This is a genomic window from Stenotrophomonas sp. TWI1183 (assembly GCF_039673115.1).
In the GTDB taxonomy this organism is placed as follows: domain Bacteria; phylum Pseudomonadota; class Gammaproteobacteria; order Xanthomonadales; family Xanthomonadaceae; genus Stenotrophomonas; species Stenotrophomonas maltophilia_AA.
Genome location: NZ_JBDJKZ010000022.1, coordinates 1 through 26124, shown reverse-complemented (window position 1 = coordinate 26124; position 26124 = coordinate 1). Strand labels below are relative to the sequence as shown.

Sequence of the window (26124 nt, the reverse complement as noted above, 5' to 3'; positions counted from 1 at the left end):
GATCTCTGCGAGTGCCTTATGACGACCGACAGCCTTGATGTCCTCCTGCCCCGACTGGATCACCTGCGCAGCGCGCTGGGCCAGGCCGTGGTCGGCCAGCACACCGTGGTCGAGCAGCTGCTGATCGGCCTGCTGGCCGGTGGCCACTGCCTGCTGGAAGGCGCACCGGGCCTGGGCAAGACCCTGCTGGTGCGCTCGCTCGGCCAGGCGCTGGAGCTGCAGTTCCGCCGGGTGCAGTTCACCCCGGACCTGATGCCCAGCGACATCCTCGGGACCGAGCTGCTGGAAGAAGACCACGGCACCGGCCACCGTCATTTCCGCTTCCAGAAGGGCCCGATCTTCACCCACCTGCTGCTGGCCGACGAGCTCAACCGTACCCCCCCCAAGACCCAGGCCGCGCTGCTGGAAGCGATGCAGGAGCGTACCGTCAGCTACGCCGGCACCACCTATGCGCTGCCGGCGCCGTTCTTCGTGCTCGCCACGCAGAACCCGATCGAACAGGCCGGCACCTACCCGCTGCCCGAAGCGCAGCTGGACCGTTTCCTGCTGCACGTGCGGGTGGACTACCCCACCGAGCAGGAAGAGCGCGACATCCTGCTGCAGACCACCGGCAGTGCCACGGGCAGCGTGCCCAAGGTGATGCACGCCGAAGACGTGCTGGCCCTGCAGGCGGCCGTGCGCCAGGTGCACATCAGCGAGGACGTGCTGACCTGGATCACCCGCCTGGTGCGTGCCAGCCGACCCGGCAGCGATGCGCCGGCGGCGGTGAACCAATGGATCAAGTGGGGTGCCGGCCCGCGTGCCGGACAGTCGCTGGTCCTGGCGGCCAAGGCACGTGCACTGCTGCAGGGCCGTTTCGCCGCAACCCGCGAGGATGTGCAGGCGCTGGCGGCCCCGGTGATGCGCCATCGCCTGCTGTTGTCCTTCGCCGCCGAGGCCGAGCAGAAGAGCGCCGACGACGTGGTCGCCGCGCTGCTGCAGGCCGTGCCGTTCCCGGGTTGATCCACACGCCGTGAGCCGCAACGCACCGATCGCGATCCCCGCCGATGTCCGCAGCCGCCTGAAGGCACTGCGGCTGCTGCCGCGCCGTGCGCGCGGCGCGCACGGGATCGGCCAGCACGCCAGCCGCAGTCGTGGCGCCGGGCTGGAGTTCGCGCAGTACCGCGCCTATGAGCCCGGAGATGAGCTGCGGCAGATAGACTGGAAGCTGTACGCGCGCTCGGACCGCTTCTTCGTCCGCGAATCCGAGCGCGAAAGCCCGATCACGCTCTGGGTGCTGCTCGATGCCACCGCCTCGGCGGGCCAGAGCGATCGCGCCCGACCGGACTGGTCGCGGCTGGACCACGCCTGCGCCACCGCCGCCTGTCTGGTCGAACTGGCCCTGCAGCAGAGCGATCGCTTCGGCGTGATCGTCCTGACCGGCGAGGGCGTGCACCTGGTGCCGGCCGGCCATGGCCCGCGCCAGCGCGACCGCGTGCACCTGCTGCTGCGCCAGGTGCAGGCCAACGGCAGGTGGCCGCCGGTCACGGCGCTGGCACCGATCTGGGAGCGCGTACAGGCCGGCGACCTGCTCGTTGCGCTGGGCGATGGTTTCGACGAGGCCGGCATTGTGCTGCTGGAGCGGCTCGCCGCTGCGCGCCGCGAGGTGCTGCACCTGCAGCTGCTGACCGCCGAAGAGCGCGATTTCCCGTTCACCGAGGGCCACCGCTTCCGCGATCCGGAGACCGGCGAAGAACTGCTGGGCGACGGCCGCGCCATCCGCGCGGATTACCTGGCCCGCTTCGACACGGCGCAGCGCGCATTGCAGGCACGCCTGCAGAGCAGTGGCATCGTGCATGCCACCGGTTATCTCGACCAGCCGCTGGATCAACCGCTGCGTGTGCTGCTCGGTGCCGGGGGCGGCGCATGAGCCTGCTGTATCCGCTTGGCTTGCTGGCACTGGCTGCGTGGCTGGTGCCGCTGCTGATCCACCTTGCACGCCGCCATCAGTACGCGCCGCTCGATTTCGCCGCCCTGCGCTGGCTGCGGGCCCGGATCCGGCCGCGCCAGAAGATCCGTTTCGATGAGTGGCCGCTGCTGCTGGTGCGACTGCTGCTGCTCGCCGCACTGGCCCTGCTGCTGGCACGCCCGTTGTTGCACGACGCTGCGGCCGACACCCACCCGGTCACGGTGGTCGCCCCGGGGCTGGACGGCACTGCCCTGCGCGGGCGGGACGCCACGGGGGACTGGCGCTGGCTGGCCCCGGGTTTCCCGGCACTGGCCGATGCTGTCCCCGCATCCCCCTCACCGCTGGCCAGCCTGCTGCGCGAGCTGGACCAGACCCTGCCCGCCGGTGCGCCGCTGACCGTCTACATTCCCGACCCGATGCCCGGGCTGGATGGCGAGCGCCCGCGCCTGTCACGCGCCGTGACCTGGCGGCCGGTGCCCCTGGCGCCCGCCATCACACGCGCGGCGACGCTGCCGGAGGTGCAGGTCGGCGCCGGCATCGCCGACGCCGAGCAGCGGGTGCTGGCAGCGATCCAGCGCGCGTGGTCGAACCAACCGCTGTCGCCTGCACGCGCCGCGGGCACCGCCCCGGACGATGGCCAGCTCGGCGCGTGGCTTGCCGCTGGACCGTTGCCCACCGCCTGGCAGGCGTGGGTGCAGCAGGGCGGGAGTGTGCTGGTCACGCCCGGTGCCGCGGGGTCCGGCTGGACGCCGGCGCTGCGCGATGCACAGGGCGCGGTGGTGCTGGAACAACGGCAGGAAGGCAGCGGTCGTCTGCTGCGCTTCAGCGCAGCGCTGTCGCCGACGGAGCTGCCGGCATTGCGCGATCCCGGCTTCCCCCGCCAATTGCTGGCCGTCATCGCGGCACCGGCCGCGCCCACCCTCGCACCTGCGGCCACACAGGCACCGTTGCGTGGCGCTGCCGCACCGCTCCCCGCACCACGTGAGCTTGCGCCGTGGCTGCTGGCGCTGATCGTGCTGCTGTTCGCGCTCGAACGGCTGATGGCCACCTCGCCGCGCCGTGGAGCAGGGGCATGAACGCCATCACCCAGCGCGGCTGGCAGCGCGCGCGGCGGCGGCAGTGGTGGATCACCGCCGTACTCGCGGTACCGATCGCGCTGGCACTCAGTGCGGTTGCATGGCGGGTCGCGGGGTTCAATGCGTTCACCGTGATCCTGCTGCTGACGTTGCTGGTCGGCGTCGGGCTGGCCACCTGGCGCGCACGCCGGCTCGATCGCCAGTGGCTGGTTCGCCGCCTGGATGAACACCCGATCGCACAGGACAGTGCCGACCTGCTGTTCGCGACCCCCGACACGTTGAACCCGTTGCAGCGGCGCCAGCGCGCGCATGTCGAGGCGGCACTGCAGTCGCGCCTGCCCGAGCTGCGACCCCGCTGGCCGTGGCGCTGGGTACTGGCGTCGGCGGTGCTGTCAGTGCTGGCCATGGCCCTGGCCTTCGGCTGGCCGCGCGGCCAGAGCGCAGCGCCACTGTTCCCCGGCGCGAGCGCACCGCCGGCCACACCGGCGCAACCGCCGCAGCTGCGTTCGACGCGGCTGGAGATCACCGCCCCGGCCTACACCGGGCAGCCGGTGCGCGTGCAGAACGCGCTGGATGGCAAGGTCGCGCAGGACAGCCGCCTGCAGTGGTCGCTGCGCTTCTCCGCGCAACCGCACACCGCCGCCCTGCAGTTCCACGATGGCCAGCGCATCGCGCTGCAGCGCGAGGGCGACCTCTGGACCGCACGGTGGACCGCGACCCGCCCGGCGCTGTACCGCGTGGTGACCGAGCCCGCCCTGCGCGACACCCGTCTGTACCGGCTCGATGTGGTGCCGGATCGCCCCCCGGTGGTGCGCGTGATCGCCCCGGACCGCAGCCTCGTGCTGGGCACGCCCGGCCAGCGCCAGTGGCCGCTGCAGTTCGAGGCCACTGACGACCATGGTGTGGTCGGCACTGCGCAGTTGAAGGTCACGTTGGCCCAGGGCAGCGGTGAGAACATCACCTTCCGCGAGCAGACCTTCACCCTGACCGGCACCGGGCCGGCGACGCAGCGGCGCTTCGCGCGCACGCTCGATCTCGGCGCGCTGGGCGCCACCGAAGGCAACGATGTGATCGCGCAGCTGACCGTGCGCGACACCCACGCGCCCACCGCGCAGAGCGCACAGAGCAGCAGCGTCATCCTGCGCCTGCCCAGCGCCGCCGAGATCCAGGGCACCGACATGGAGGGCATGGTCAAGAGGACCCTGCCGGCGTACTTCCGCAGCCAGCGCCAGATCATCATCGACGCTGAGGCGCTGATCAAACAGCGCCGCCAGCTGCCGGCCGAGGAGTTCGTCAAACGCGCCGATGCGATCGGCGTGGACCAGCGCATCCTGCGCCTGCGCTATGGCCAGTTCCTCGGTGAGGAAAGCGAGGGCGGGGCCAAGCCGCCACCGACCAGCGACAGCCTGCCCACCAGCGACACGCCGGCGACCCCGCATGACGAGGATCATGATCACCATGGCGAGCCTGCGCAGGCCCAGGCCCAGGCGCAGGCCGGCCACGATGACCACGACCATGGCGCACAAACCGACGGCACCGCGCCCGTATTTGGCAGCGCCACCGATGTGCTCTCCGAGTACGGCCATACCCATGACCACGCCGAGGCCGCCACCCTGCTCGATCCCAAGACGCGCGCCACGCTGAAGGCGGCGCTCGACCAGATGTGGTCGTCGGAAGGCGAACTCCGCCAGGGCCAGCCCGAGCGCGCCCTGCCCTACGCCTACAAGGCGCTGGGTTTCATCAAGGAAGTGCAGCAGGCCGAGCGCATCTATCTGGCGCGGGTCGGTCCGGAGCTGCCGCCGATCGATGAAGGCCGGCGCATGACCGGCGATCGCGCCGAGCTGGCCAGCAGGGCATTGCCGCTGCGTGCGCTGGAAGCCCCCGACCAGGCCATCGTGCAGGTCTGGCAGCAGCTGGCCGATCCCGGCAGCGCGCCCGATCTGGACGCGCTGACCCAGTGGCTGCGGCGCAATGAAGCGCGGTTGCCGGATCCATTGAGCCTGGCCGCTGCCATCGAGACACTGCGCATCACCCCGGACTGCGCCGACTGCCATCAGGCCCTGCGCGCGCAGCTGTGGCGTGCCCTGCTGCGGCCGCTGCCGCAGGTGCCGCGTCGCAACGCACCCGATGCCATGGGCCAGCGATACCTGGATGCACTGGAGGCCACCCCATGAGCGAACCGCGCTGGATCCTGATCGCGCTGCTGGCCGTGCTGCTGCTGGCCAGCGCACGCCTGTGCTGGCAGCAGTGGCGGGGGCCGGTGCGGTCGCGCGGCGTGTTCGTCGGCCTGCTGCTGTTGCAGATCGCGGTAACCGCGCTGCTTTATCTGACCCTGGTGCCGCCGATGCAGCGCGCGGCCGGCGGTCAGCTCACCGTGCTGACCGCGGCGTCCGATCAGGCGCGCTGGTCGGCCGCGCCCGGCGAGACCGTGGTCGCGCTGCCGGAAGCGCCAACGGCGACCGATGCCCTGCGTGCACCCGACCTGGCGACTGCGCTGCGCCAGCATCCGGGTACAACCTCCCTTCGGCTGATCGGCGATGGCCTGACGGCCCGCGATCGCGATGTGGCGCTGCCGCGCGGCGTGCGTCTCGCATCGCCCGGCGCACCGCAGGGCTGGATGTCACTGCAGCCGCCGCCGGTCACCGCGCCCGGTGCGGTGTTCACCGTCAGCGCGCGTGCGCAGGGCGTGCCGGACGCGCGCGCCGAGCTGGTGGATCCGGCCGGCCTGGTCGTCGACCGTGCCACGCCCGGCGCCGATGGCAGCGTGCACCTGGACGGTGTGGCACGCGTCCCCGGGCAGAGTGTGTTCCGCCTGCGCCTGCTGGATGCCGGCCAGCATGTGGTCGATATCCTGGCCGTACCCGTGGACACCGTCGCCACGGCCACGCCGCGCCTGCTGATCCTGGCCGGTGCGCCAGGCCCGGAGCTCAAGTACCTGCGCCGCTGGGCCACGGATGCCGGGCTGCGCGTGCAGGCGCAGGCCAATGCGGGCGGAGGGGTATCGCTTGGCGATGCGCCGATCCCGCTCACCGCGGCCAGGTTGGCCGAAACCGATGTCGTGGTGCTGGATGAGCGCAGCCTGGCTGCACTGTCGGCCACGCAGCGCAGCACGCTGCAACAGGCCATCCGCAATGGGCTCGGTGTCCTGGTCCGTACCAGCGGTCCCCTTGGTGATGGCGCCCGCCAGGTGCTGCGCGGCTGGGGACTGTCCGTCACCGGCGGCAACCAGGCTGCGCCCCTGTCACTGCCCGCGGATGCCGACGCCGCCCTGCTGCAGGCGCGCCGTGGCCCACAGCGGCCCGCGTCGGACAGCACCGCCTACGTCGAGGAAGCAGACACCGCCTCGCACCAGGCCGCGCTGCCGGTGTTGGAGCGGTTGGCCGTGCAGACCGCCGGCGCGACGCCGCTGCTGCACGATGACAAGGGCACGTCGGTCGGCGGCTATCGCGCCCTCGGGCGCGGACGCGTCGCGCTGCTGCCGGTCACCGACAGTTATCGGCTGGTGCTGGCCGGCCGCGACGATCGCCATGCCGAGCTGTGGAGCAGCGTGCTGGCCAGCATCGCGCGCGCGCTTCCCGCCGCAGAGGTCCCACGCATCGATGCCATCACCCCCTGGGCCGGCGAGCGCATGGCCCTGTGCCACCTGCAGGCGACCGCGCAGGTGCGTGCACCGGATGGCGCGTTCATTCCATTGCGGATCGATCCGGCCAGCGGTGCGGAGCACTGTGCGGGCTATTGGCCAGCGCAGGCCGGCTGGCATCAGCTGCAGCAGGGCGAGAACCGCCACACGTTCTACGTGTTCGATCCGGCCACTGCGCGACCGCTGCATCGGCAGCAGCTGCGGGAGGCGACCGCACAGCGTCTGGCTCGCGGCACCGCCGCCGCATCGGCGGGCGTGGTCGAAACGCCGGGCGCACGCTGGCCGTGGCTGTTGGCCTTCGTGCTGGCGGCGGGGCTGCTGTGGTGGCTGGAGCGGCGGCGGGTGGCGCCAACGCGATGACAGCAGATCCGCCTGCCCGCTACTCCGGCAACGGCGTCAGCGGCGTCGGGCACCCACCCTGCTGCGCACACACCTCCATGGCGCGACGCTGTTCTTCCTCGGTGAGTTCCGGCGGAGGGCGGGCGGTCGCGGACTGGATCTGCGCGGGCCCGCCAGTGAGCTTGCTCACGCCCTGCGCGGCTTTGGCCAATCCCTGATTGATGCCCATCATCAGATAACCGCCACTCATGCTGACCTGCTCGGGCGACGGCGGCTCGCTCCAGGTGCGGCTGAAGCGATTGGGCTGCACCTGCACCGGATTCTTGAAGCGGTACAGATCCAGCGGCTCGTCGTCGGGCTTCAGCGCACGCACCTCGCCCAGCGTGGTGACCTCCCCCTGCGCTGTCACGGGCGGTGGTTCCACCGGCTCGGGTGCGGCGGCCTGCTGGGCCTGTGCGGCGGCACCCAGCAGCAGGCCGGCCAGCAGCGCGGCGCCTTGATGTCCACGTAATGCCACAGCGACTCCATCCGTGTTTGGTTGCGGGCTGATCTCAAGGATACGGAGGCCGGTGTCAGATTTCGTTGATGGCAGCTGTCCAGGCGACGCCGCCATGCACTGAACCATTCACCCGCGCGCACCCCGATGTCTCAGACATTGAGACGCGGTCATGTTTCCATAGCGTCCTTTGCAGACCGTTGTGACCATGGCTTACGAACTCGCCAAGCGCACTGAAGACGCCGAGCGCCGCCTCGCCACCACCGATGGGCTGCCCTCGCGCGATGGCGCGCTGCTGACCGCGCGCCTGCAGCGCCGCTACAACGACCGCATCACCGGCAGCTTCACGATTCCGGCCCGCGAGGGCCAGTACGCGCCGATCCCGGCCGATGTGCCCGACGCCCTGGTCCATGCGCTGAAGGCGCGTGGCATCGAGCAGCTCTACAGCCACCAGGCGCAGGCCTGGGAGGCCAGCCAGCGCGGCGAGCACGTGGCGATCGTGACCCCGACCGCCAGCGGCAAGTCACTGTGCTACACCCTGCCGGTGGTCAGCGCGGCGATGCAGGGCAAGGCCAAGGCGCTGTACCTGTTCCCGACCAAGGCGCTGGCCCAGGACCAGGTGGCCGAGCTGCTGGAACTCAACCGCGCCGGCGATCTGGGCGTGAAAGCCTTCACCTTCGATGGGGATACGCCGGGCGATGCGCGCCAGGCGATCCGCCTGCACGGCGACATCGTGGTCTCCAACCCGGACATGCTGCACCAGGCGATCCTGCCGCATCACACCAAGTGGGCGCAGTTCTTCGAGAACCTGCGCTACGTGGTCATTGATGAAGTGCACACCTACCGCGGCGTGTTCGGCAGCCACGTCACCAACGTGCTGCGCCGGCTCAAGCGGATCTGCGCGTTCTATGGCGTGGAGCCGCAGTTCATCCTGTGCTCGGCGACCATCGGCAACCCGCAGGCGCATGCCGAGGCGCTGATCGAAGCGCCGGTGACGGCCATCACCGAATCCGGCGCGCCCAGCGGGCCGAAGCATGTATTGCTGTGGAACCCGCCGGTGGTCAACGCCGATCTCGGCCTGCGTGCTTCGGCGCGTTCGCAGAGCAACCGCATCGCCCGCATCGCGATCAAATCCGGGCTGAAGACCCTGATCTTCGCGCAGAGCCGGTTGATGGTCGAAGTGCTGACCAAGTACCTCAAGGACATCTTCGACCACGACCCGCGCAAGCCGACCCGCATCCGCGCCTACCGCGGCGGCTACCTCCCCACCGAGCGCCGTGAGACCGAACGCGCCATGCGCGCCGGGCAGATCGACGGCATCGTCAGCACCTCGGCGCTGGAGCTGGGCGTGGATATCGGCAGCCTCGACGTGGTCATCCTCAACGGCTACCCGGGCAGCGTCGCCGCGACCTGGCAGCGCTTCGGCCGCGCGGGCCGCCGCCAGCAGCCCGCGCTGGGCGTGATGGTGGCCAGCTCGCAGCCGCTGGACCAGTACGTGGTGCGGCATCCGGACTTCTTCGCCGAGGCCTCGCCCGAGCATGCGCGCATCGCGCCGGACCAGCCGCTGATCCTGTTCGACCACATCCGCTGCGCCGCCTTCGAGCTCCCGTTCCTGGCCGGCGATCCGTTCGGCCCGATCGACCCGCTGGTGTTCCTGGAAGCCCTGGCCGAAACCGAGGTCGTACATCGCGAAGGCGACCGCTGGGAGTGGATCGCCGACAGCTACCCGGCCAACGCGGTCAGCCTGCGCTCGGTCGCCGATGGCAACTTCGTGGTGGTGGACCGCAGCGACGGCAAGCAGCAGATCATCGCCGAGGTGGATTATTCCGCCGCCGCGCTGACGCTGTACGAAGGCGCCATCCACATGGTGCAGTCCACGCCCTACCAGGTGGAGCGGCTGGACTGGGAAGGCCGCAAGGCCTATGTCACCCGCACCCACGTGGACTACTACACCGACAGCATCGATTTCACCAAGCTCAAGGTGCTGGACCGTTTCGATGGCTGCATCGCCGGGCGCGGCGACTCCCACCATGGCGAGGTGCACGTGGTGCGCCGCGTGGCCGGCTACAAGAAGATCCGCTACTACACCCACGAGAACATCGGCTACGGCCCGGTCAACCTGCCCGATCAGGAGCTGCACACCACGGCGGTGTGGTGGCAGTTGCCGCAGGCGCTGCTGCTGACCGCGTTCGACAGCAAGCAGGAAGCGCTGGACGGTTTCCTGGGCGCCGCCTACGCGCTGCACATCGTCGCCACGGTGGCGGTGATGGCCGATGCGCGCGACCTGCAGAAGGCCGTCGGCAATGGTGACGGTGCGTGGTTCGCGGTGGCCGACCAGAGCGGGCGCGGGCAGCTGCGTGGCGCCGAGTTCGATGCCAGCGCGATCGAACTGCAGCAGCAGTTCGTGCCCACGGTCTATCTGTACGACAACTTCCCCGGCGGCGTGGGCCTGAGCGAGCCGCTGTGGGTGCGCCAGGCCGAGCTGCTGCTGCGCGCGCGCGAACTGGTGCAGGGCTGCGACTGCAAGGCCGGCTGCCCGGCCTGCGTCGGCCCGGTGCTGGCCGGCCAGGAAGACGATGCCACCACGCCGAAGGCGCTGGCGTTGAAGGTGCTGGACCTGTTCGACAGTGCCGCCCTGCCGTCCGCGGCCGAACGTGAGCACCAGCATGCCGAGGTGGTCGCCCCGTGAGCCTGAGCCTGGACAAGCTGCGCCTGCTGCGCCGGCAGGCCGGTGATGCGACGGCGGCGGCGCCTGAAAACCCGGTAGGTGCCGACCGTTGGCCGGCACATCCCACCGAACCCGCAGCCCCGCTTCCGGCCGCCGCCAACGACGCGCGTGCGCGCACGCCTGCGCCCGCCTCCGTTTTCGGCTGGGTCGAGCAGGAGATCCGCCACAAACCGACCGGCGCCGCCGCACGCGAGACCGCACCGGCGGTTCCCGCTGTTCCTGTCCCCGCGCCGGCGCTGCGCAGACCCGAGATCGGTGGCCTGCGCCGCCTGCTTGGCCTGCGCGATCGCGGCATCAGCACCGCCAAGCCGCGCGAGAACGCCGCGGATCGCCACGTGCCGGGCGAGGAAATCACGCCGGGGCTGTTCCTGATCGAATCGTTCGTCGCGCAGGCGATCCCCACCGAACCGCTGTCGCTGGCCTTCGCCAAACGCGAGGGCGAGCAGGTGCAGCCGCGGGACCTGTTGTTCTTCGACACCGAGACCACCGGCCTGGCCGGCGGCACCGGTACCCGTGCCTTCATGATCGGCGCGGCGGACTGGCACACCCATCCCGAACGTGGCGACGGCCTGCGCATCCGCCAGCTGCTGATGACGACGATGGCCGCGGAAACCGCGATGCTGCGCGAGTTCGCCGGCTGGCTGCAGCCGGGCACGGTGTTCTCCAGCTACAACGGGCGCTGCTACGACGCCCCGCTGCTGAAGACGCGCTATCGGCTGGCGCGGCAGCGCTGCCCGATCACGCCGCTGGACCATGTCGACTTGCTGTTTCCGACCCGCCGCCGCTATCGCGGCACCTGGGAGAACTGCCGGCTGGCCACGATCGAGCGCCAGCTGCTGCAGATCGTGCGCGAAGACGATCTGCCCGGCTCGGAAGCCCCTGCGGCGTGGCTGAATTACCTCCGGGGCGGCAGCGCGGTGAACCTGCGCCGGGTGGCCGAGCACAACCACCAGGACGTGGTGACCCTGGCGCTGCTGATGCGGCGGCTGGTGGCCGAGGAGCAGCGCGACCGGGAAACGTTGGCGCTGCAGGCCATTGACGCGGTGTAAAGGCCGGTCCACGGACACTGCGGGTACTTACCGTGGGAGGACCACCACATGCGTCTGAACCTTCTGTTCGCCCTGGGCTGTGCCCTGCCGCTGGCCGCCTGCAGTCATCCCGGCAAGACGGCGGGAACACCCGCTGACAGCCCGACCTCGACCGCCCCACCCGCGGTGGCCGGCAGTGGCGGCCAGTGCGATCCGGAAAAGCTCACCGGCCTGACCGGGCAGACCGCCACCGAGGCGGTGATCCAGAAAGCAGTGAAGGACAGCGGTGCCCGCAACGCCCGCGTGCTCAAGCCGGGCATGGCGATGACCATGGATTACCGCGAAGACCGGCTCAGCATCGAAGTGGACGCGCAGAACAGGATCGTGCGCGCCAACTGCGGTTGAGAAGGCTTCCTGCAGGTCAGTCGCTCAGGCGCTGGGCCTTGCCGCTGGCCAGCGCCTGATCGATGGCCGTGCGTACTTCCCGCACGGCGCGGGCCGAGGCCAGGCTCTGCTGCTGCGCCAGGCGCGCCTGCTCCCGGCCCAGCTCGGCCTGCTCGCGCGCGACCAGGGTGATCTGACGGGCGTCCACCGCCTTGGCCGCGGCGGTACGCGCTTCGCGCGCTGCCTGACTGGCACCGGCGGCAGCCGCACGTGACTGGCGCGCGGCCTGGTTGGCCTCGGCGGCCGCATCCAGTCCCACTTGGCGCGTCGCGTGGTTGACCACCGCCGCGACATCCACCGCGGCCAGCGCGTCGGCGGTGACCTGCATCGAGACCTTGGCCAGCTGCTGGCCGATCGCCGCCTGGCGGTTGCCCAGCTCGGCCTGCGCGTTGCCCAGGGCCGCCACGTCGGACTGACTGCGGCTGAGCTGGCTGAGGACGGCGGGATCGCGGATGAGATAGCGCGCCTGGCCACGACGCACCCACAACGCCGGTTCGTCGCCGCCCGCATCGCGTCGCGCCTGCTTGAGATCGGCCACCGAGGCATCGACGAAGTTGTCGTCCTGCCCCATCAGCACGAACGCCTGGGCGGGTTGCTGGCGGATGTTGAGCTTGCCATGGGTGACGAAGGACATCCCGTCATCCAGATCCTTCGGCGGTTCCGGCGCACGCGGTGCGACGGGGGCGGCGGGGGCGGCCGGCGGTTCCGGGGCCGGCATGGGCTCCGGTGCGGGCATCGGCTCCGGCGCGGGGACCGGGGCGGGTGCCGGACGGGGGGGGCGCGCAGGCAACGGCGTGGGCGGCGTGGGTACGTTCGGTGCAGTCGGGGCCGGGGGCGCCGGCGGCGGCGGCGCAGCCACCAACCGCAGCGGCGCCACGCCGACCACCACGAACAGCGCGGTGATCGCCAGCGAGGCCACGCGCGGGAAGCTGCGGGTCTGTTGCAGGGTCAACAGGCGGCGCTTGAGGCTGCGCAGGTTCGGCGAGGCGCTCGCCACGCCCACGGCGGGACGCGGCGCGACACCCAGCTGCACCAGCAACCGGCCATAGCCATGCCGGCAATGCCCGTGGCCGGCCACCACCGCACCATCGCAGGCTTCTTCGCGGGCCAGGGCGTATTCGCGCGCGGCCAGGTGGACCAGCGGATGGAAGAAGAACAGATGCTGCGACAGTGCCGGCAGCAGGCCCCACCACAGGTCGCGGCGCTGCAGATGGATCAACTCGTGGGTCAGCGCCATGTCCAGATCATCGGCCGACATCGCCGGCAGTTCGCGCGCCGGCAGCAGCAGCACGGGCCGCCACGGGCCGATCAACTGCGGCGAGCGGATTTGTGCGGAGAGCTTCAGGCGCGGTGCGCGACGCAGGCCATGCGCTTCGGCAGCGAGCTGCAGGGCCTGCTGCAGACCGGCGTCGGTGCACTCGGTGGCACCGCGCACCAGCGCGCGGCTCGCGCGGTAGCCGCGCAGGCTGTGCACCAGCATCAAGAGCACGCCGGCGGCCCACAGGGCCAGCAGCAGCGACGGCCAGGACACTGCCATCGTCGCCGTCTCGGCCGCGCTCGCTGCATGGATGACCGGCGCGGCCTGCACGGCCGCATCGAACGCAGGCAGTGCCGTCACCGGGGCGGTCGGGGCAATCACCGCGACGGGTGCAGGCAGCACCGCCAGTTCCAGCGGGCTGCTCCAGAACAGGCCCAGCACCGCCTGCGCCGCCACCAGCCACCACAGCCGGCAGCGGGTGGCGGAGGGCAGCTGCGGCAGCAGGCGGCATACGCCCCACACCAGCGCCACCAGCACCGCACTCTGCACGCTGGTCCAGCCCAGCCGCATCAGCAGTTCGCTCATCATCATGTCCATGGCTCAGCCCTCCCGCTTGCGTGACTGCAACTGTGCGACCAGCGCTTCCAGCTCGGCCAGCTCCTGATCGCTGACGTCGACCTTGTGCGACATGAACGCCACGAACGGCGAGACCGAGCCCTGCAGCGTCTTCTCCACGAAGCTGGCCACCGCGCCCTGCACCACGCTGTCCTGGCCGCTGGTGGTGGCATAGCGGTACACGCCGTCCACCTGCCTGCGGCTCAGGTACGACTTGGCGCGCAGCCGCTCCATCATGGTCAGCACGGTGGACCGTGCCAGCCCGCGCTGCTCGCCGAACCCGGCGGCGACTTCGCCGACGCTTGGACGGTCCTGTTCCGCGATGTACTGCAGCAGGGCCAGCTCCTGGTCCCCGATGGTCTTGCCGCGCATGGCGCACTCCCTATGACTACACGTGTCGCCACCGTGCCAGTGACTACAGGTGTCGTCAAGTGCCGGACGGTCGGTGCCGACGAACGGTAGGCCGAGCGCGAGCGCCCTGCCGGTGGCCTTAAACCTTTTCGCCGCGGCCCGCATCCAAGCCTTCGAGCTGCGGCATCCCGCCCTGGCGCCGCGTCACCTTCGCCAAGGACCTGCTGCATGCGCTCCACGTACCGCGTGATCTTGATGGCCGCCCTGCTGTTCCCTCTGGGCGCGCAGGCGCGAGCCGGCAATGTGGACACGGCCAACCAGCAGACCCGGCAGTTCATCGGCCGGACCATGGACGCCCTGCGCATTCCCGGCCTGCAGATCGCCGTGATCCAGGAGGGGAAGGTGGTGCTCTCGGAAAGCCACGGGCTGGCCAACGTCGAAAACGGGCTGCCGGCCACGCGCACGACGCGTTTCCCGCTCAACTCGGCGACGAAGTCGTTCACCGGGGTGGCGATGATGCAGCTGGCCGAGGCGGGCAAGGTGAACCTGGATGCGCCGATCTCGACCTATCTCGCCGATCTGCCCGAGGCATGGCGCGGCGTTCGGGTCCGCCAGCTGCTGGCGCACACCTCCGGGCTGCCGGACATCCTGGATGCGCAGGGACTGCTCGGCGGAGGGAGCGAGCAGGCGGCCTGGGCGGCGGTGACCCGGCTGCCGGTGGAGACCGCCCCCGGCGCGCGCTTCACGTACAACCAGACCAACTACGTGCTGTTGGCACGGATCATCGCCGCGCAGTCGGCCATGCCGTACGACCGCTACGTGGCCACGCGTCAGTTCGATGTCGCCGGGATGCCGTCCACGACGTTCGGCGACAGCTACGACCTGATCGCCAACAGCGCCACGATCTACAGCTGGTTCCCGCGCCGCACCGATGCGCCGGACGCCGCGCCACGTCTCTCGCACTGGTTCTACGACATGACGCCCGGGCTGTGGGCCGGCGGCGGCATGCTGACCACCGCCGATGACGTCGCGCAGTGGCTGGTCGCGTTGTCCGGCAACCGCCTGATCAACGCGGCCAGTACCCGCAGGATGTGGACGTCGGAACGGCTCAACGATGGCCGCGAGGGCGCCTGGGGAGACGGCTGGGCGGTGTTGCAGGGCGCCCCGCAACGCCAGGTGGCCGGCATGGGTGGCGCGCGCTCGGCCTTCATCGTCTACCCCGACCAGGGGCTGGCCATCGTGGTGCTGACCAACCTGGTCGGGGCCAACCCGCAGAACTTCATTCCGCAGATCGCCGCGTTCTACGGCGTGGACGCGCCGGTGCCGACGGTCAGCCGCGCGGCCCGCCCATCACCGGCAGGATCACGCCGCTGATGTAACTCGCGGTGATCGGCGAGGCGAGGAACACATAGGCCGGCGACAGCTCTTCCGGCTGCGCCGGTCGGCCCATGTCGCTGTCCTGGCCGAACTCGGCCACGTCGGGGGCTTTCTTGTCGGCCGGATTGAGCGGCGTCCAGACTGGGCCCGGGGCGACCGCATTGACCCGGATGCCGCGCGGCAGCAGCTGGCTGGCCAGCGCCTTGGTGAAGGCATGGATCGCGCCCTTGGTGGCCGAGTAGTCCACCAGCGACTTGCTGCCGAACAGGCCGGTTTCCGAGCCGGTATTGATGATGCTGGCGCCTTCGCCCAGATGCGGCAGCACCGCGCGCGCCATCTGGATGTATCCGCCGATGTTGGTCTGCAGGGTTTCCTGCAGATGGTCGTCCTCGAGGTCTTCCAGGCGGTCGCAGTGCAGCTGGAAGGCGGCGTTGTTGACCAGGATGTCGACCCCGCCGAACGCCTTGACCACCTGCTTCACCGCCTTGTTGCAGAAGGCCGGGTCGCGTACATCGCCGGCGATCACCAGGCAGCGGCCGCCTTCCTTCTCGACGTGCTCGCGGGTGATCTTCGCGTCCTTCTTTTCATCCAGGTGCAGCACCGCCACATCGGCCCCTTCGCGGGCGAACAGCACGGCCACCGCGCGGCCGATGCCGGAGTCGGCGCCGGTGATGATCGCGCGCTTGCCCTTGAGTTTGCCGCTGCCCTGGTAGTCCGGCGCAAGGAAACGCGGGGCCAGCTGCATCTCGTGTTCGTTGCCCGGTTTGGCCAGCTGCTCGGCCGGCATTTTCTCCGGCTGGCGGCGCGTGCCGGCCTGGGTAGCCTTCTTGGTCCTGGAGGCAGCGGCCTTCTTCGCCGCACGCGCGTCCTTGGCCTTCTCCTGGTCCTGCAGACGGCGCTGGCGCGCCGCCACGCGCGCAGCGCGCGGATCGGTGGCGGCAGCCTTGCGGGTCGCGGTTTTCACGACCGGCGCACGGGTACGCGGTTCGGTTGCGTCGGCCGCCGGGGCCGCCTTGCGGGACGTGGGGGTCTTGGTGGTCTTACGGGGTTTGGCCGTGGCCATGTTCGACTCCTGTTGCCGGATCAGATGCGTGAAACTCACGCGGGCGCATGTCGCCGCGGCGGTGCCGCTCTGGAGTGCGCAGCCCCACTATGGTCAACCCGGCGGCCAGGGATGGTGAATGGAGCGTGCCCACACCGTGTAGAGGATTCATGCGCCGCATACGGGCACCGATGCACCCTGAGCGCAATTCCCATGGAGTGCGTCGCATGCTTCGTTACCTGTCCGCGGCTGTGGCCGTCCTTGCTTTGTCCGCCTGCAGCAGCACCCCTGTCGCGCAGGTCCAGCCGATCGACGGCGTGATTTCCGGCCAGTGCCATGTCGACAAGGTGCGTGGCGCCACCGGGCTGGCCGCGTCGGCGGCCACCGTGGAGCGGGCCCGCGTGGACAGCGACAGCCTCGAGGTCATCGTGCTGCGGGGCCAGCGCCAGGAAAGCGGCCCGACCGCCAGCGGTGCGGTGCCGTCCAGCGCCGGAGCGGAAAGCGGTGGCGAACGGCTCACCATCGAAACCGGCAACACCAACAACATCACCGCGATCTACTGCGGCTGACCGCTGCGCTCAGCCCGCGCGGGCGCGCCGGACGGTGCGCCGCGCGGCTTTGAGTACTTTCAGCGTGGCCAGTTCCCACTGGCGCTCGCCGCGCAACCCGGCAAGCGCCTTCAATGAGCCGGCCCGCCAGCCATCGAATACGCAGGGATCGATGTAGGCCTTGCGGCACACCGACGGTGTGTTGCCCAGCAGGTTGGCCACCTCGCATACCACCTGCTTCTGCAATGCCGCCAGCGCGCGCTCACTGGAGGGTTCGGGCAGCTCGGTCGCGGCAAGCTGACGGATCGCCTCCAGCGTGCCGCCCCAGGTGCGGAAATCCTTGGCGCTGAAATCCTCGCCCATCGCATCGTGCAGATAGTCATTGACCATGCCCGAGTCCACCGGTTGCACCGCGCCCTCGTCATCGCGGTACTGGAACAGCGCCTGCCCGGGCAGCTGCTGGCAGCTGCGGATAAGCTTGACCAGTTCGCGGTCATCCACGTCCACCTCATGCGCCTGCCCGGACTTGCCCCGGAAGCGCATCTGCGCCCGGCCGCCCTTGACCAGCGCGAGGTGGCGGTTACGTAGCGTGGTCAGCCCGTAAGAGCGGTTGTCACGTGCATAGACTTCATTGCCAACGCGCACCAGCGTCTGTGCCAGCAACGCCACCACGATCGCCAGCACTTTGTCGCGCGGGAAGCCGGGCAGCTTCAGATCGCGGCGCAGGCGCCGACGCAGCGTGGGCAGGGCGGTACCAAAGGCAATGATGCGATCGAATTTGCCATCGCCCCTCACCCGCGCCCAATCGGCGTGGTAGCGGTACTGCTTGCGCCCGCGCGCGTCGCGGCCGGTCGCCTGCAGGTGGCCGTTGGGCAGCGCGCAGATCCACACATCGGTGTACGCCGGCGGGATCGCCAGCGCGCGGATCCGGGCCAGCGTGGCGGCATCGCGCACCGCCGCACCGTCGGCGTCGCGGTAGGCGAAGCCCTTGCCGGCCTTGCGGCGGGCGATGCCGGGCAGTTCATCGCTGACATACCGCAGGCCGGCCTGGCGGGCGGCGGCGGCTTCGGGGGTGGTGGTGCGGCTCGGGCTCATGGACGCGGCGCGGATCAGGGAAACGCAGTGTTACCGCTGCCGGTGCGGCGCCGCGTCAATAACGCAACACAAACACCTCACGCCGCGCTTGGCGATATCCTCCAGAGTTTACTGGCTCGCTTCCTGGAGTACCGATGTCGTCCCTGTCGTTCCGCCGCGTGCGGCGTTCTTTCGGGCTGATCGCCCTGTTCCCCGCCCTGCTGGTCCTCGGTGCGTGCAGCGCCCCGCCGATGGACGAGCAGGAGGCCGTCGCCACCCATGCGCAGAAGGCCGCCGAAGCCGCCGCCGCGCCGACCGACGAAGCCGGCAAGGCGACCGAAGCGCCGCCGGTCGGCAGCTGCGATGCCACCCAGGTGCAGAGCCTGGTCGGCCAGCCCTATACCGCCGAGCTCGGCAGCCAGGCCCAGCAGGATGCCGGCGCCACCAGCGTGCGCGTGCTCAAGCCGAACGACATGACCACGATGGAGTTCATCGGCGAGCGCCTGAACGTCGAAGTGGATGCCAAGAACGTGGTGGCCGGCGTCCGCTGCGGCTGAACAGGCGACGGAGAAAACCCCTGAAACTCAGGGGTTTGGTTGCGCCTGCAACCGTGTATTGCGGCGTTGCAGCAACTATGCTCTAGTCGAGTCATCCGGTGCCTCCAGATGCGCTCAACGGATTGAGCGGGGACGAGTGTCGCCGCTCACCCGACATTGAGGCAGAGATGGCCCCCCGCAACCGCCAAGGGCTTTACGACCCGCAAGATGAGCGAGATGCCTGTGGTTTCGGCATGGTCGCCCAGCTCGACGACCAGCCGTCCCGACTGCTGGTCGACACGGCTATCGCCGCACTCTCGCGCATGACCCACCGCGGCGGCGTCGCTGCCGACGGTGTCACCGGTGACGGCTGCGGCCTGTTGCTGCGCCGTCCCGACGTGTTCCTCAAGGCACTCGCCGCCGAAGCGGGTCTCACGCTGGGTGCGCGCTTCGCCGCCGGCGTGGTGTTCCTGCCGCACGACACCGTTGCCGCACAGGCCTGCCGCGACACGCTGGAACAGCAGCTGCGCGAGGCCGGTTGCCAGCCGGTCGGCTGGCGCGTGGTCCCCACCGATCCCAGCGTCTGCGGCCAGCTCGCGCGCGACACCCTGCCGCACATCGAGCAGGTGTTCGTCGATGCCGGTGCCGCGCAGGACGAGGCCGCCTTCACCCTGGCCCTGTTCCTGGCCCGCCGCCGCAGCGAACAGCAGCTGCGCGAGCACGCCGATTACTACGTCACCACGCTCAGCCCGAATGCGATCAGCTACAAGGGCATGGTGCTGCCGGACAAGCTGAGCCGCTTCTACGTGGACCTGCAGCGCAACGACCTGGCCTCCAGCGCGATCGTGTTCCATCAGCGCTTCTCGACCAACACGCTGCCGCGCTGGCCGCTGGCGCATCCGTTCCGGATGCTCGCGCACAACGGCGAGATCAACACCATCGAGGGCAACCGCCGGTGGGCGCAGGCGCGCAGCAAGGTGTGGAAGACCCCGCGCTTCGACATCGGCGAATTCAATCCGGTCATCTCCATGCACGGCTCGGACTCGCAGAGCCTGGACAACATGCTCGAGCTGATGGTCAGCGCCGGCATGGAGCTGATCCAGGCGCTGCGCATCCTGGTGCCGCCGGCGACCCAGTCGCTGGAGTTCAAGGATCCGGACCTGGCCGCGTTCTACGAGTTCTACGGGCTCAACAGCGAGCCCTGGGACGGCCCGGCCGGCATCGTCGCCTGCGACGGCCGCTATGCCGCCTGCACGCTGGATCGCAACGGCCTGCGCCCGGCGCGCTGGATGCTGACCTCCGACCGCCACTTCCTGGTCGCCTCCGAAGCCGGTGTCTGGGAAGTGCCGGCCGAGCGCGTGGTGCGCAAGGGCAAGCTCGGCCCGGGCGAGATGATGGCGATCGACCTGAAGCGCGGCGACCTGCTCGACTCGGATGCCATCGACCGCATCAACCGTGGCCGCGCGCCGTACAAGCAATGGCTGCAGCAGGGCGTGACCTACCTGCAGACCGAGCTGATCGATCCGTCGCTGGTGGAAGAGCCGTTCGACGAGCGCACCCTGCGCAGCTATCACAAGCTGTTCCAGCTCAGCACCGAGGAAGTGGAGCAGATCCTGCGTCCGCTGGCCGAGACCGAGCAGGAAGCCACCGGCTCGATGGGCGATGACACGCCCATGGCCGTGCTGAGCCAGCACAGCCGTCCGCTCTACGATTACTTCCGCCAGGCGTTCGCGCAGGTCACCAACCCACCGATCGATCCGCTGCGCGAAGACTGCGTCATGTCGCTCTCCACCCAGCTCGGCAAGGAGACCAACATCTTCCATGCCGGTGCGGAGACGGTGAACCACGTCATCCTCAATTCGCCGGTACTCAGCCAGCGCAAGCTGCGCCAGCTGATCAAGATGGAGCAGTACGCCGACAAGAACCGGCTGATCGATCTGTCCTACAGCCTGGACGAAGGCCTGAAGGCCGGCATCGAGCGCATCTGCGCCGAAGCCGAAGCCGCCGCCCGCGAAGGCATCGTCATGCTGCTGCTGAGCGACCGTTACCCGGTTGCCGACCGCCCGATGGTGCATGCCCTGCTGGCCACCAGCGCGGTGCATCACCATCTCTCCAATGCGGGCCTGCGCTGCGACGTCAACCTGATCCTGGAAACCGGCACCGCGCGCGATCCACACCACATGGCCTGCCTGCTCGGCTTCGGTGCCACCGCGGTGTACCCGTACCTGGCCTACCAGACCCTGTTCGACCTGGGCCGGCGCGGCATCCTGCAGCTGAGCAAGGGCGGCGAGCAGTCGCAGATCGGCCGTCGCTACCGCAAGGGCATCTACAAGGGCCTGTCCAAGATCATCTCCAAGATGGGCATCTGTACCGTGGCCAGTTACCGCGGCGCGCAGCTGTTCGAGATCGTCGGGCTGGACGACGAGGTGGTCGACCTGTGCTTCCCGGACACCGCCTCGCGCGTGGCCGGAGTCGGCTTTGCGCGCCTGGACGACGAGGCCCGCGAGCTCACCGTGCGTGCCTGGAACGACCTGCTGCGCCCGGACGTGGGCGGCGTGCTGAAGTACGTGCACGGCGGCGAATACCACATGTACAACCCGGACGTGGTCATGACCCTGCAGCGCGCCGCGCGCAGCGGCGATGCCGCGGACTGGCAGCGCTACTGCGAGGCCGTGCATGGCCGACCGGTCTCGGCGCTGCGCGACCTGCTGCAGCTCAAGGCCGCGCCCACGCCGACGCCGCTGGATGAAGTGGCCCCGGCCGAAGACCTGTTCCGCCGCTTCGACACCGCCGCGATCAGCCTCGGTGCGTTGTCGCCGGAAGCGCACGAAGCGCTGGCGATCGCCATGAACCGGCTCGGCGGGCGCAGCAATTCCGGCGAAGGCGGCGAAGACCCAGTGCGCTACGGCACAGAGAAGCGCAGCAAGATCAAGCAGGTGGCCTCGGGCCGCTTCGGCGTCACCGCCGAGTACCTGGTCAACGCCGAAGTGCTGCAGATCAAGGTTGCCCAGGGCGCCAAGCCCGGCGAAGGCGGCCAGCTGCCCGGGCACAAGGTCAACGAGCTGATCGCGCGGCTGCGGTACGCCAAGCCGGGCATCGGCCTGATCTCGCCGCCGCCGCACCACGACATCTACTCGATCGAAGATCTGGCCCAGCTGATCTACGACCTCAAGCAGGTCAACCCAACCGCACTGGTCTCGGTGAAGCTGGTCAGCCATGCCGGGGTCGGCACCATCGCCGCCGGCGTGGTCAAGGCCGGCGCCGATCTGATCACCGTGTCCGGCCATGACGGCGGCACCGGTGCCAGCCCGGTCAGCTCGATCCGCTATGCGGGCGTGCCGTGGGAACTGGGCGTGGCCGAATCGCACCAGGCACTGGTCGCCAACGACCTGCGCGGGCGCACCCTGCTGCAGACCGATGGTGGCCTGAAGACCGGCCTGGACGTGATCAAGGCCGCGCTGCTCGGTGCGGACAGCTTCGGTTTCGGCACCGCGCCGATGATCGTGCTGGGCTGCAAGTACCTGCGCATCTGCCACCTCAACAACTGCGCCACCGGCGTGGCCACCCAGGATGAGCGCCTGCGTGCGCAGTACTTCACCGGCCTGCCGGAGCGCGTGGAGAACTTCTTCCGCCTGCTGGCCGAGGAAGTCCGTGGCTGGCTGTCCTACCTGGGCGTGCGCTCGCTGGAGGAGATCGTCGGCCGTACCGACCTGCTGCAGCAGCTGGAAGTTTCACCGCGTCCGGGCGTCAAGGTGGATCTGTCGCGCCTGCTGCACCCGGCCGACTACGCGGGCAGCCACTGCGCCGCACAGCGTCTGTACGAATCGCCGGACAGCCTGGCGACGCAGATGGACGGTCTGCTCGCACCTGCGATCGCCGGCAAGCTCGGCGGCGAGCACCGCTTCCTGATCCACAACACCGACCGCTCGATCGGCACCCGCCTGTCCGGCGAAATCGCGCGCACGCATGGCAACCAGGGCATGGCCGATGCACCACTGACCCTGCGCTTCCGTGGCACGGCCGGGCAGAGCTTCGGCGCGTTCAACGTCGGTGGCCTGCAGCTGGAGGTCGAAGGCGAAGCCAACGATTACGTCGGCAAGGGCATGGCCGGCGGCCGGCTGGTGGTGCGCCCGCCGCGTGGCGCACGCTTCGAGGCGCGCAACACCGCGATCATCGGCAACACCTGCCTGTACGGCGCCACCGGTGGCGAGCTGTTCGCCGCAGGGCGTGCCGGCGAACGCTTCGGCGTGCGCAACTCCGGCGCGCTGGCAGTGATCGAAGGGGCCGGTGACCACTGCTGCGAGTACATGACCGACGGCATCGTGCTGGTGCTGGGCAAGGTCGGGCTGAACTTCGGCGCCGGCTTCACCGGCGGCCTGGCCTACGTGCTGGATATCGACCGCGATTTCGTGGACCGCTACAACCACGAACTGATCGACATCCACCGCATCTCGGCCGAGGGCTTCGAGAACCATCGCCAGCACCTGCATACGCTGATCAGCCGCCACCGCGAACTGACCGGCAGCATCTGGGCGCAGCAGATCCTCGATGAGTTCCGCGATTACGTCGGCAAGTTCTGGCTGGTCAAACCCAAGGCCGCCAGCATCGAATCGCTGACCGACTCACTGCGCCGCGCTGCGTGATCCATCCCGGTAGTGCCGGCCGCTGGCCGGCACCCTCAACGTGTAGTGCCGGCCGCTGGCCGGCAGATCACCATCCCAGGGCCCACCCATGAGCCGCAAGCAAGCTTTCCAGTTCCTCGATCTGCCCCGGACGATGCCGCAGCGCATCCCGGTCGAACTGCGCACCTCCGGCGACTGGGGCGAGCTGTACGGCAAGTTCGGCAAGGAGGACGCGCAGTTCCAGGCCGGTCGCTGCCTGGATTGCGGCAACCCGTACTGCAGCTGGAAGTGCCCGGTGCACAACGCGATCCCGCAGTGGCTGCAGCTGGTGCAGGAAAACCGCATCCACGAAGCGGCCACGCTGTGCCATTCGACCAATCCGCTGCCGGAAGTGTGCGGCCGGGTGTGTCCGCAGGACCGTCTGTGCGAAGGCAGCTGCACGCTGGAGGAGTTCGGCGCGGTGACCATCGGCGCGGTCGAGAAGTACATCGTCGATACCGCGCTCGCCACCGGCTGGCGTCCGGACATGAGTGCGGTGGAAGCCACCGGCAAGCGCGTGGCGGTGATCGGCGCCGGTCCGGCCGGGCTCGCCTGCGCCGACAAGCTGGCGCATGCCGGCATCCAGGCCGTGGTGTATGACCGCTACGAACAGATCGGCGGGCTGCTGCAGTTCGGCATCCCCAGTTTCAAGCTGGACAAATCGGTGATCAGCCGCCGCCGCAACGTGCTCGAAGGCATGGGCGTGCAGTTCCGCCTCGGGGTGGAGATCGGCCGCGATGTGAGCATCGATGACCTGCTGGCCGAGTACGACGCGGTGTTCGTGGGTACCGGCGCCTACCGCTATACCGACGGTGGCCTGCTCGGCCAGGACCTCAAGGGCGTGCTGCCGGCGCTGCCGTTCCTGGTGCAGAACAGCCGCATCGTCAGTGGCAGCGATGCCCACGGCCGGCCGATCGCCGGCTGGGAAGACCAGATCGCCCTGCCCGACCTCGAAGGCAAGCGCGTGGTGGTGCTGGGCGGTGGCGATACCGGCATGGACTGCGTGCGCAGCGCGATCCGGCTCGGCGCGGCCAAGGTGACCTGCGCCTACCGCCGCGACGAGGCCAACATGCCCGGCTCGGCGCGCGAAGTGGCCAATGCCCGCGAGGAAGGCGTGCGCTTCCTGTTCAATCGCCAGCCGCTGTCGATCGAGGCCGGTGCGGATGACGAAGTGATCGGGGTGATGGTGGTCGAAACGCAGCTGGACGCACCGGATGCACAGGGCCGCCGCAATGCGGTGCCGATCGCCGGCAGCGAATCGCTGCTGGAAGCGGACGTGGTGATCATCGCCTTCGGCTTCTCGCCGACTGCGCCGGCCTGGCTGACCGGACAGGGCGTGGAGGCCGGCAACAATGGCCGCATCGTGGCCGGTGGCAGTGGCCGCCTGCCGTTCCAGACCGCCCATCCGCGCCTGTTCGCCGGGGGCGATGCGGTACGCGGCGCGGACCTGGTGGTCACGGCCGTGGCCGAGGGCCGCGATGCGGCCGGCAGCATCGTGCAGCTGCTCTCGGCGTAACGGCGCGCCCTACCGAAGCGTGCCTCTCACGCGGCGCGCGGTACCGCGGGTACCGGCGTGTGGCGCACGCCGGCCCGCTCGATCTCCAGCGCCATCAGCAGCTCGATGTTGTCGAGCTGGTCGCGGATGCGGCGGTTGCTGACAACATCATCATGGCCGCGGCCCATATGCGCATCGAGCATGCGCGCCAGCCCGGCCAGCAGGACCTCGGCATCGGCCTGCGGGGCGTCACGCAGTACGGCGGCCAGCGCGCGGATGCGAGTGCCCTGATCCGCGACAGCGGGCTGAGACGAGGCGGCAACGGCAGAAAGGGAGAGGGTCATGGCAGGGGTTTCCTGATTGACGGACGACCACCACTGTCGGATATGGCCCCTCCAGAGACCATGCAACAATTACGAAAATGCGTGATGGCGCGTGACCGCCGTCACCGTTCGGCGCTAGCGCCGCTGCAACCTGAACGACTTACACTGACCGTGTCTCCCTCTGGACTGCTCCCATGCGCATCGGCCTGGCCGCGAACCGCCTGCACCACCACGACAAGCACGCCGCATTGTTCCGCTGGTTGCGCGCCAGCGACACCGGACTGCGCGAACTGGGCGTGGAGCTGCACGCGGTCGGACGCACCTTCGATGCGATCCAGCGGCTGGGCTTCCTGCAGGACTTCGCCCCGCTGCGGCGCTACCCGAACGGCCGCGAGGGTGGGCTGATGAAGCTGGTCGCCGAGGTGGTCGGCATGGGCACGCCCGAGCGCACCCTGGATGGCGCCATCTACCTGATGGACCCGGTCGATCCCTCGTCGGTGTTCCCCGAGGCGACCGCGCTGAAGCGCCAGTGCGTGATCCACGGCAAACCCTTCATCTCCACCGTCGCCACCGCGCGCGACTGGGTCGAGGTGGAGCGCCTGCACGCCGGCCTGGCCCCGGACCCGGGCGCCGATGACCTGCACGCCTTCGCGCAGCACACGCTGGCGCTGATCGCGCATGACGCGATGAAGCCGGCGATGCTGGCCTTCGCCGACGAGCACTTCGAGGTGCTGTCGCGCTTCCGCAGCCGGGTCGGCACCGGCACCACCGGCCAGCGCCTCAACGAACTGGCCTGGAGCCGCGGCTGGCCGCAGGGCGAGGAATGGGTGATGCGCTACCAGAGCGGCCCGATGGGCGGCGATGCGCAGATCGCCGACCGCGTGCTGGAAGGCCATTGCCAGCGGGCGATCTTCTTCGAGGATCCGCACGTGGCGCGCCAGCACGAGGCCGACATCCAGCTGCTCGAGCGCGCGGTCACCACCGTGACCGATCAGGCGGTGTGCATCACCGCACCGCGGGTGGCGGCCCGCTGGGCGCAGGCGGCGGCGTTGCGGATGGGGAACTGAGAAACACCGCATCGGTAGTGCCGGCCGCGGGCCGGCCCTCGCGCGAGAGGGGGGTTCATGGGGAGCCGGCCAGCGGCG

Annotated in this window: 20 protein-coding genes; 14 read left to right on the top strand and 6 right to left on the bottom strand. The window is 69.9% G+C overall.

What is annotated here, in order from left to right:
- Nucleotides 1-18: 18 nt before the first annotated feature.
- The 5 genes from ABE434_RS16590 to ABE434_RS16570 are packed head-to-tail and all read left to right on the top strand — an operon-like array spanning nt 19 to nt 7024.
- Nucleotides 19-1002, top strand: coding sequence for a MoxR family ATPase (locus ABE434_RS16590; RefSeq protein ID WP_346479606.1), 984 nt, complete (start codon nt 19-21; stop codon nt 1000-1002).
- A 10-nt stretch (nt 1003-1012) separates the two neighbouring features.
- Nucleotides 1013-1909, top strand: coding sequence for a DUF58 domain-containing protein (locus tag ABE434_RS16585; RefSeq protein WP_346479605.1), 897 nt, complete (start codon nt 1013-1015; stop codon nt 1907-1909).
- Nucleotides 1906-3024 (top strand): BatA domain-containing protein, encoded by a 1119-nt coding sequence (locus ABE434_RS16580; protein ID WP_346479604.1) that lies wholly within the window; start codon nt 1906-1908, stop codon nt 3022-3024. Before ABE434_RS16585 ends, ABE434_RS16580 begins: the two co-directional genes overlap by 4 nt.
- Nucleotides 3021-5198 (top strand): hypothetical protein, encoded by a 2178-nt coding sequence (locus tag ABE434_RS16575; RefSeq protein ID WP_346479603.1) that lies wholly within the window; start codon nt 3021-3023, stop codon nt 5196-5198. Before ABE434_RS16580 ends, ABE434_RS16575 begins: the two co-directional genes overlap by 4 nt.
- Nucleotides 5195-7024: a hypothetical protein gene (locus ABE434_RS16570; RefSeq protein WP_346479602.1), complete on the top strand. Its 1830-nt coding sequence runs from the start codon at nt 5195-5197 to the stop codon at nt 7022-7024. Before ABE434_RS16575 ends, ABE434_RS16570 begins: the two co-directional genes overlap by 4 nt.
- Before the next feature lie 19 nt (nt 7025-7043).
- Here the strand turns inward: ABE434_RS16570 and ABE434_RS16565 are convergent, their stop codons facing one another.
- Nucleotides 7044-7520 (bottom strand): hypothetical protein, encoded by a 477-nt coding sequence (locus tag ABE434_RS16565; RefSeq protein ID WP_346479601.1) that lies wholly within the window; start codon nt 7518-7520, stop codon nt 7044-7046.
- A gap of 187 nt (nt 7521-7707) precedes the next feature.
- Between ABE434_RS16565 and ABE434_RS16560 the strand changes: the two genes are divergently transcribed.
- The 3 genes from ABE434_RS16560 to ABE434_RS16550 are packed head-to-tail and all read left to right on the top strand — an operon-like array spanning nt 7708 to nt 11660.
- Nucleotides 7708-10188, top strand: coding sequence for a DEAD/DEAH box helicase (locus tag ABE434_RS16560; RefSeq protein WP_346479600.1), 2481 nt, complete (start codon nt 7708-7710; stop codon nt 10186-10188).
- Entirely contained in the window at nt 10185-11276 is a 1092-nt protein-coding gene (locus ABE434_RS16555) for a ribonuclease H-like domain-containing protein (protein WP_346479599.1), read from the top strand. The genes ABE434_RS16560 and ABE434_RS16555 overlap by 4 nt, the downstream gene beginning before the upstream one ends.
- Nucleotides 11277-11324: 48 nt before the next feature.
- Complete coding sequence (locus ABE434_RS16550) at nt 11325-11660, top strand: I78 family peptidase inhibitor (RefSeq protein WP_176990276.1); 336 nt, start codon at nt 11325-11327, stop codon at nt 11658-11660.
- A 16-nt stretch (nt 11661-11676) separates the two neighbouring features.
- On the opposite strand, the gene ABE434_RS16545 is transcribed toward ABE434_RS16550, so the two are convergent.
- Both ABE434_RS16545 and ABE434_RS16540 read right to left on the bottom strand, forming a co-directional pair.
- Nucleotides 11677-13542, bottom strand: a complete 1866-nt coding sequence (locus ABE434_RS16545; protein WP_346479598.1) for a M56 family metallopeptidase — start codon at nt 13540-13542, stop codon at nt 11677-11679.
- A 15-nt stretch (nt 13543-13557) separates the two neighbouring features.
- Complete coding sequence (locus ABE434_RS16540; protein WP_319210241.1) at nt 13558-13944, bottom strand: BlaI/MecI/CopY family transcriptional regulator; 387 nt, start codon at nt 13942-13944, stop codon at nt 13558-13560.
- 228 nt (nt 13945-14172) lie between these two features.
- Between ABE434_RS16540 and ABE434_RS16535 the strand changes: the two genes are divergently transcribed.
- Nucleotides 14173-15297: a serine hydrolase domain-containing protein gene (locus tag ABE434_RS16535; RefSeq protein ID WP_346479630.1), complete on the top strand. Its 1125-nt coding sequence runs from the start codon at nt 14173-14175 to the stop codon at nt 15295-15297.
- Here ABE434_RS16535 and ABE434_RS16530 read toward each other — a convergent pair.
- Nucleotides 15254-16363: an SDR family oxidoreductase gene (locus ABE434_RS16530; RefSeq protein ID WP_346479597.1), complete on the bottom strand. Its 1110-nt coding sequence runs from the start codon at nt 16361-16363 to the stop codon at nt 15254-15256. The two genes, ABE434_RS16535 and ABE434_RS16530, sit on opposite strands and share 44 nt — an antisense overlap.
- 206 nt (nt 16364-16569) lie before the next feature.
- On the opposite strand from ABE434_RS16530, the gene ABE434_RS16525 reads away from it, so the two are divergent.
- Complete coding sequence (locus ABE434_RS16525) at nt 16570-16911, top strand: hypothetical protein (protein WP_176990279.1); 342 nt, start codon at nt 16570-16572, stop codon at nt 16909-16911.
- 9 nt (nt 16912-16920) lie between these two features.
- Here ABE434_RS16525 and ABE434_RS16520 read toward each other — a convergent pair whose 3' ends face one another.
- The gene (locus tag ABE434_RS16520) at nt 16921-17985 is read right to left on the bottom strand and encodes a DNA topoisomerase IB (RefSeq protein WP_319210235.1); all 1065 of its coding nucleotides are present in this window, start codon (nt 17983-17985) and stop codon (nt 16921-16923) included.
- 134 nt (nt 17986-18119) lie between these two features.
- On the opposite strand from ABE434_RS16520, the gene ABE434_RS16515 reads away from it, so the two are divergent.
- The 3 genes from ABE434_RS16515 (at nt 18120) to ABE434_RS16505 (ending at nt 24677) form a co-directional block, all read left to right on the top strand.
- The gene (locus tag ABE434_RS16515; RefSeq protein WP_313211184.1) at nt 18120-18521 is read left to right on the top strand and encodes an I78 family peptidase inhibitor; all 402 of its coding nucleotides are present in this window, start codon (nt 18120-18122) and stop codon (nt 18519-18521) included.
- Nucleotides 18522-18688: 167 nt separating this feature from the next.
- The gene (gene gltB, locus ABE434_RS16510; RefSeq protein ID WP_346479596.1) at nt 18689-23143 is read left to right on the top strand and encodes a glutamate synthase large subunit; all 4455 of its coding nucleotides are present in this window, start codon (nt 18689-18691) and stop codon (nt 23141-23143) included.
- A gap of 88 nt (nt 23144-23231) precedes the next feature.
- A complete protein-coding gene (locus tag ABE434_RS16505) occupies nt 23232-24677 on the top strand; it encodes an FAD-dependent oxidoreductase (protein WP_346479595.1) in 1446 nt (481 codons plus the stop codon).
- Nucleotides 24678-24703: 26 nt separating this feature from the next.
- Here the strand turns inward: ABE434_RS16505 and ABE434_RS16500 are convergent, their stop codons facing one another.
- On the bottom strand, nt 24704-25000 hold the full coding sequence (locus tag ABE434_RS16500) for a hypothetical protein (protein WP_346479594.1): 297 nt from the start codon (nt 24998-25000) through the stop codon (nt 24704-24706).
- Nucleotides 25001-25173: 173 nt separating this feature from the next.
- Between ABE434_RS16500 and ABE434_RS16495 the strand changes: the two genes are divergently transcribed.
- On the top strand, nt 25174-26046 hold the full coding sequence (locus ABE434_RS16495; protein ID WP_176990285.1) for a methylglyoxal synthase: 873 nt from the start codon (nt 25174-25176) through the stop codon (nt 26044-26046).
- Nucleotides 26047-26124 lie beyond the last annotated feature (78 nt).

What these genes read in the sequence shown, in the direction of transcription:
- ABE434_RS16580 (WP_346479604.1), top strand. Translation starts at nt 1,906, where the DNA reads ATGAGCCTGCTGTATCCGCTTGGCTTGCTGGCACTGGCTGCGTGGCTG.
- ABE434_RS16495 (WP_176990285.1), top strand. Translation starts at nt 25,174, where the DNA reads ATGCGCATCGGCCTGGCCGCGAACCGCCTGCACCACCACGACAAGCAC.
- ABE434_RS16575 (WP_346479603.1), top strand. Translation starts at nt 3,021, where the DNA reads ATGAACGCCATCACCCAGCGCGGCTGGCAGCGCGCGCGGCGGCGGCAG.
- ABE434_RS16560 (WP_346479600.1), top strand. Translation starts at nt 7,708, where the DNA reads ATGGCTTACGAACTCGCCAAGCGCACTGAAGACGCCGAGCGCCGCCTC.
- ABE434_RS16525 (WP_176990279.1), top strand. Translation starts at nt 16,570, where the DNA reads ATGCTTCGTTACCTGTCCGCGGCTGTGGCCGTCCTTGCTTTGTCCGCC.
- ABE434_RS16590 (WP_346479606.1), top strand. Translation starts at nt 19, where the DNA reads ATGACGACCGACAGCCTTGATGTCCTCCTGCCCCGACTGGATCACCTG.
- ABE434_RS16520 (WP_319210235.1), bottom strand. Translation starts at nt 17,985, where the DNA reads ATGAGCCCGAGCCGCACCACCACCCCCGAAGCCGCCGCCGCCCGCCAG.
- ABE434_RS16500 (WP_346479594.1), bottom strand. Translation starts at nt 25,000, where the DNA reads ATGACCCTCTCCCTTTCTGCCGTTGCCGCCTCGTCTCAGCCCGCTGTC.
- ABE434_RS16540 (WP_319210241.1), bottom strand. Translation starts at nt 13,944, where the DNA reads ATGCGCGGCAAGACCATCGGGGACCAGGAGCTGGCCCTGCTGCAGTAC.
- ABE434_RS16570 (WP_346479602.1), top strand. Translation starts at nt 5,195, where the DNA reads ATGAGCGAACCGCGCTGGATCCTGATCGCGCTGCTGGCCGTGCTGCTG.
- ABE434_RS16515 (WP_313211184.1), top strand. Translation starts at nt 18,120, where the DNA reads ATGTCGTCCCTGTCGTTCCGCCGCGTGCGGCGTTCTTTCGGGCTGATC.
- ABE434_RS16550 (WP_176990276.1), top strand. Translation starts at nt 11,325, where the DNA reads ATGCGTCTGAACCTTCTGTTCGCCCTGGGCTGTGCCCTGCCGCTGGCC.
- ABE434_RS16530 (WP_346479597.1), bottom strand. Translation starts at nt 16,363, where the DNA reads ATGGCCACGGCCAAACCCCGTAAGACCACCAAGACCCCCACGTCCCGC.
- ABE434_RS16505 (WP_346479595.1), top strand. Translation starts at nt 23,232, where the DNA reads ATGAGCCGCAAGCAAGCTTTCCAGTTCCTCGATCTGCCCCGGACGATG.
- gltB (WP_346479596.1), top strand. Translation starts at nt 18,689, where the DNA reads ATGGCCCCCCGCAACCGCCAAGGGCTTTACGACCCGCAAGATGAGCGA.
- ABE434_RS16545 (WP_346479598.1), bottom strand. Translation starts at nt 13,542, where the DNA reads ATGAGCGAACTGCTGATGCGGCTGGGCTGGACCAGCGTGCAGAGTGCG.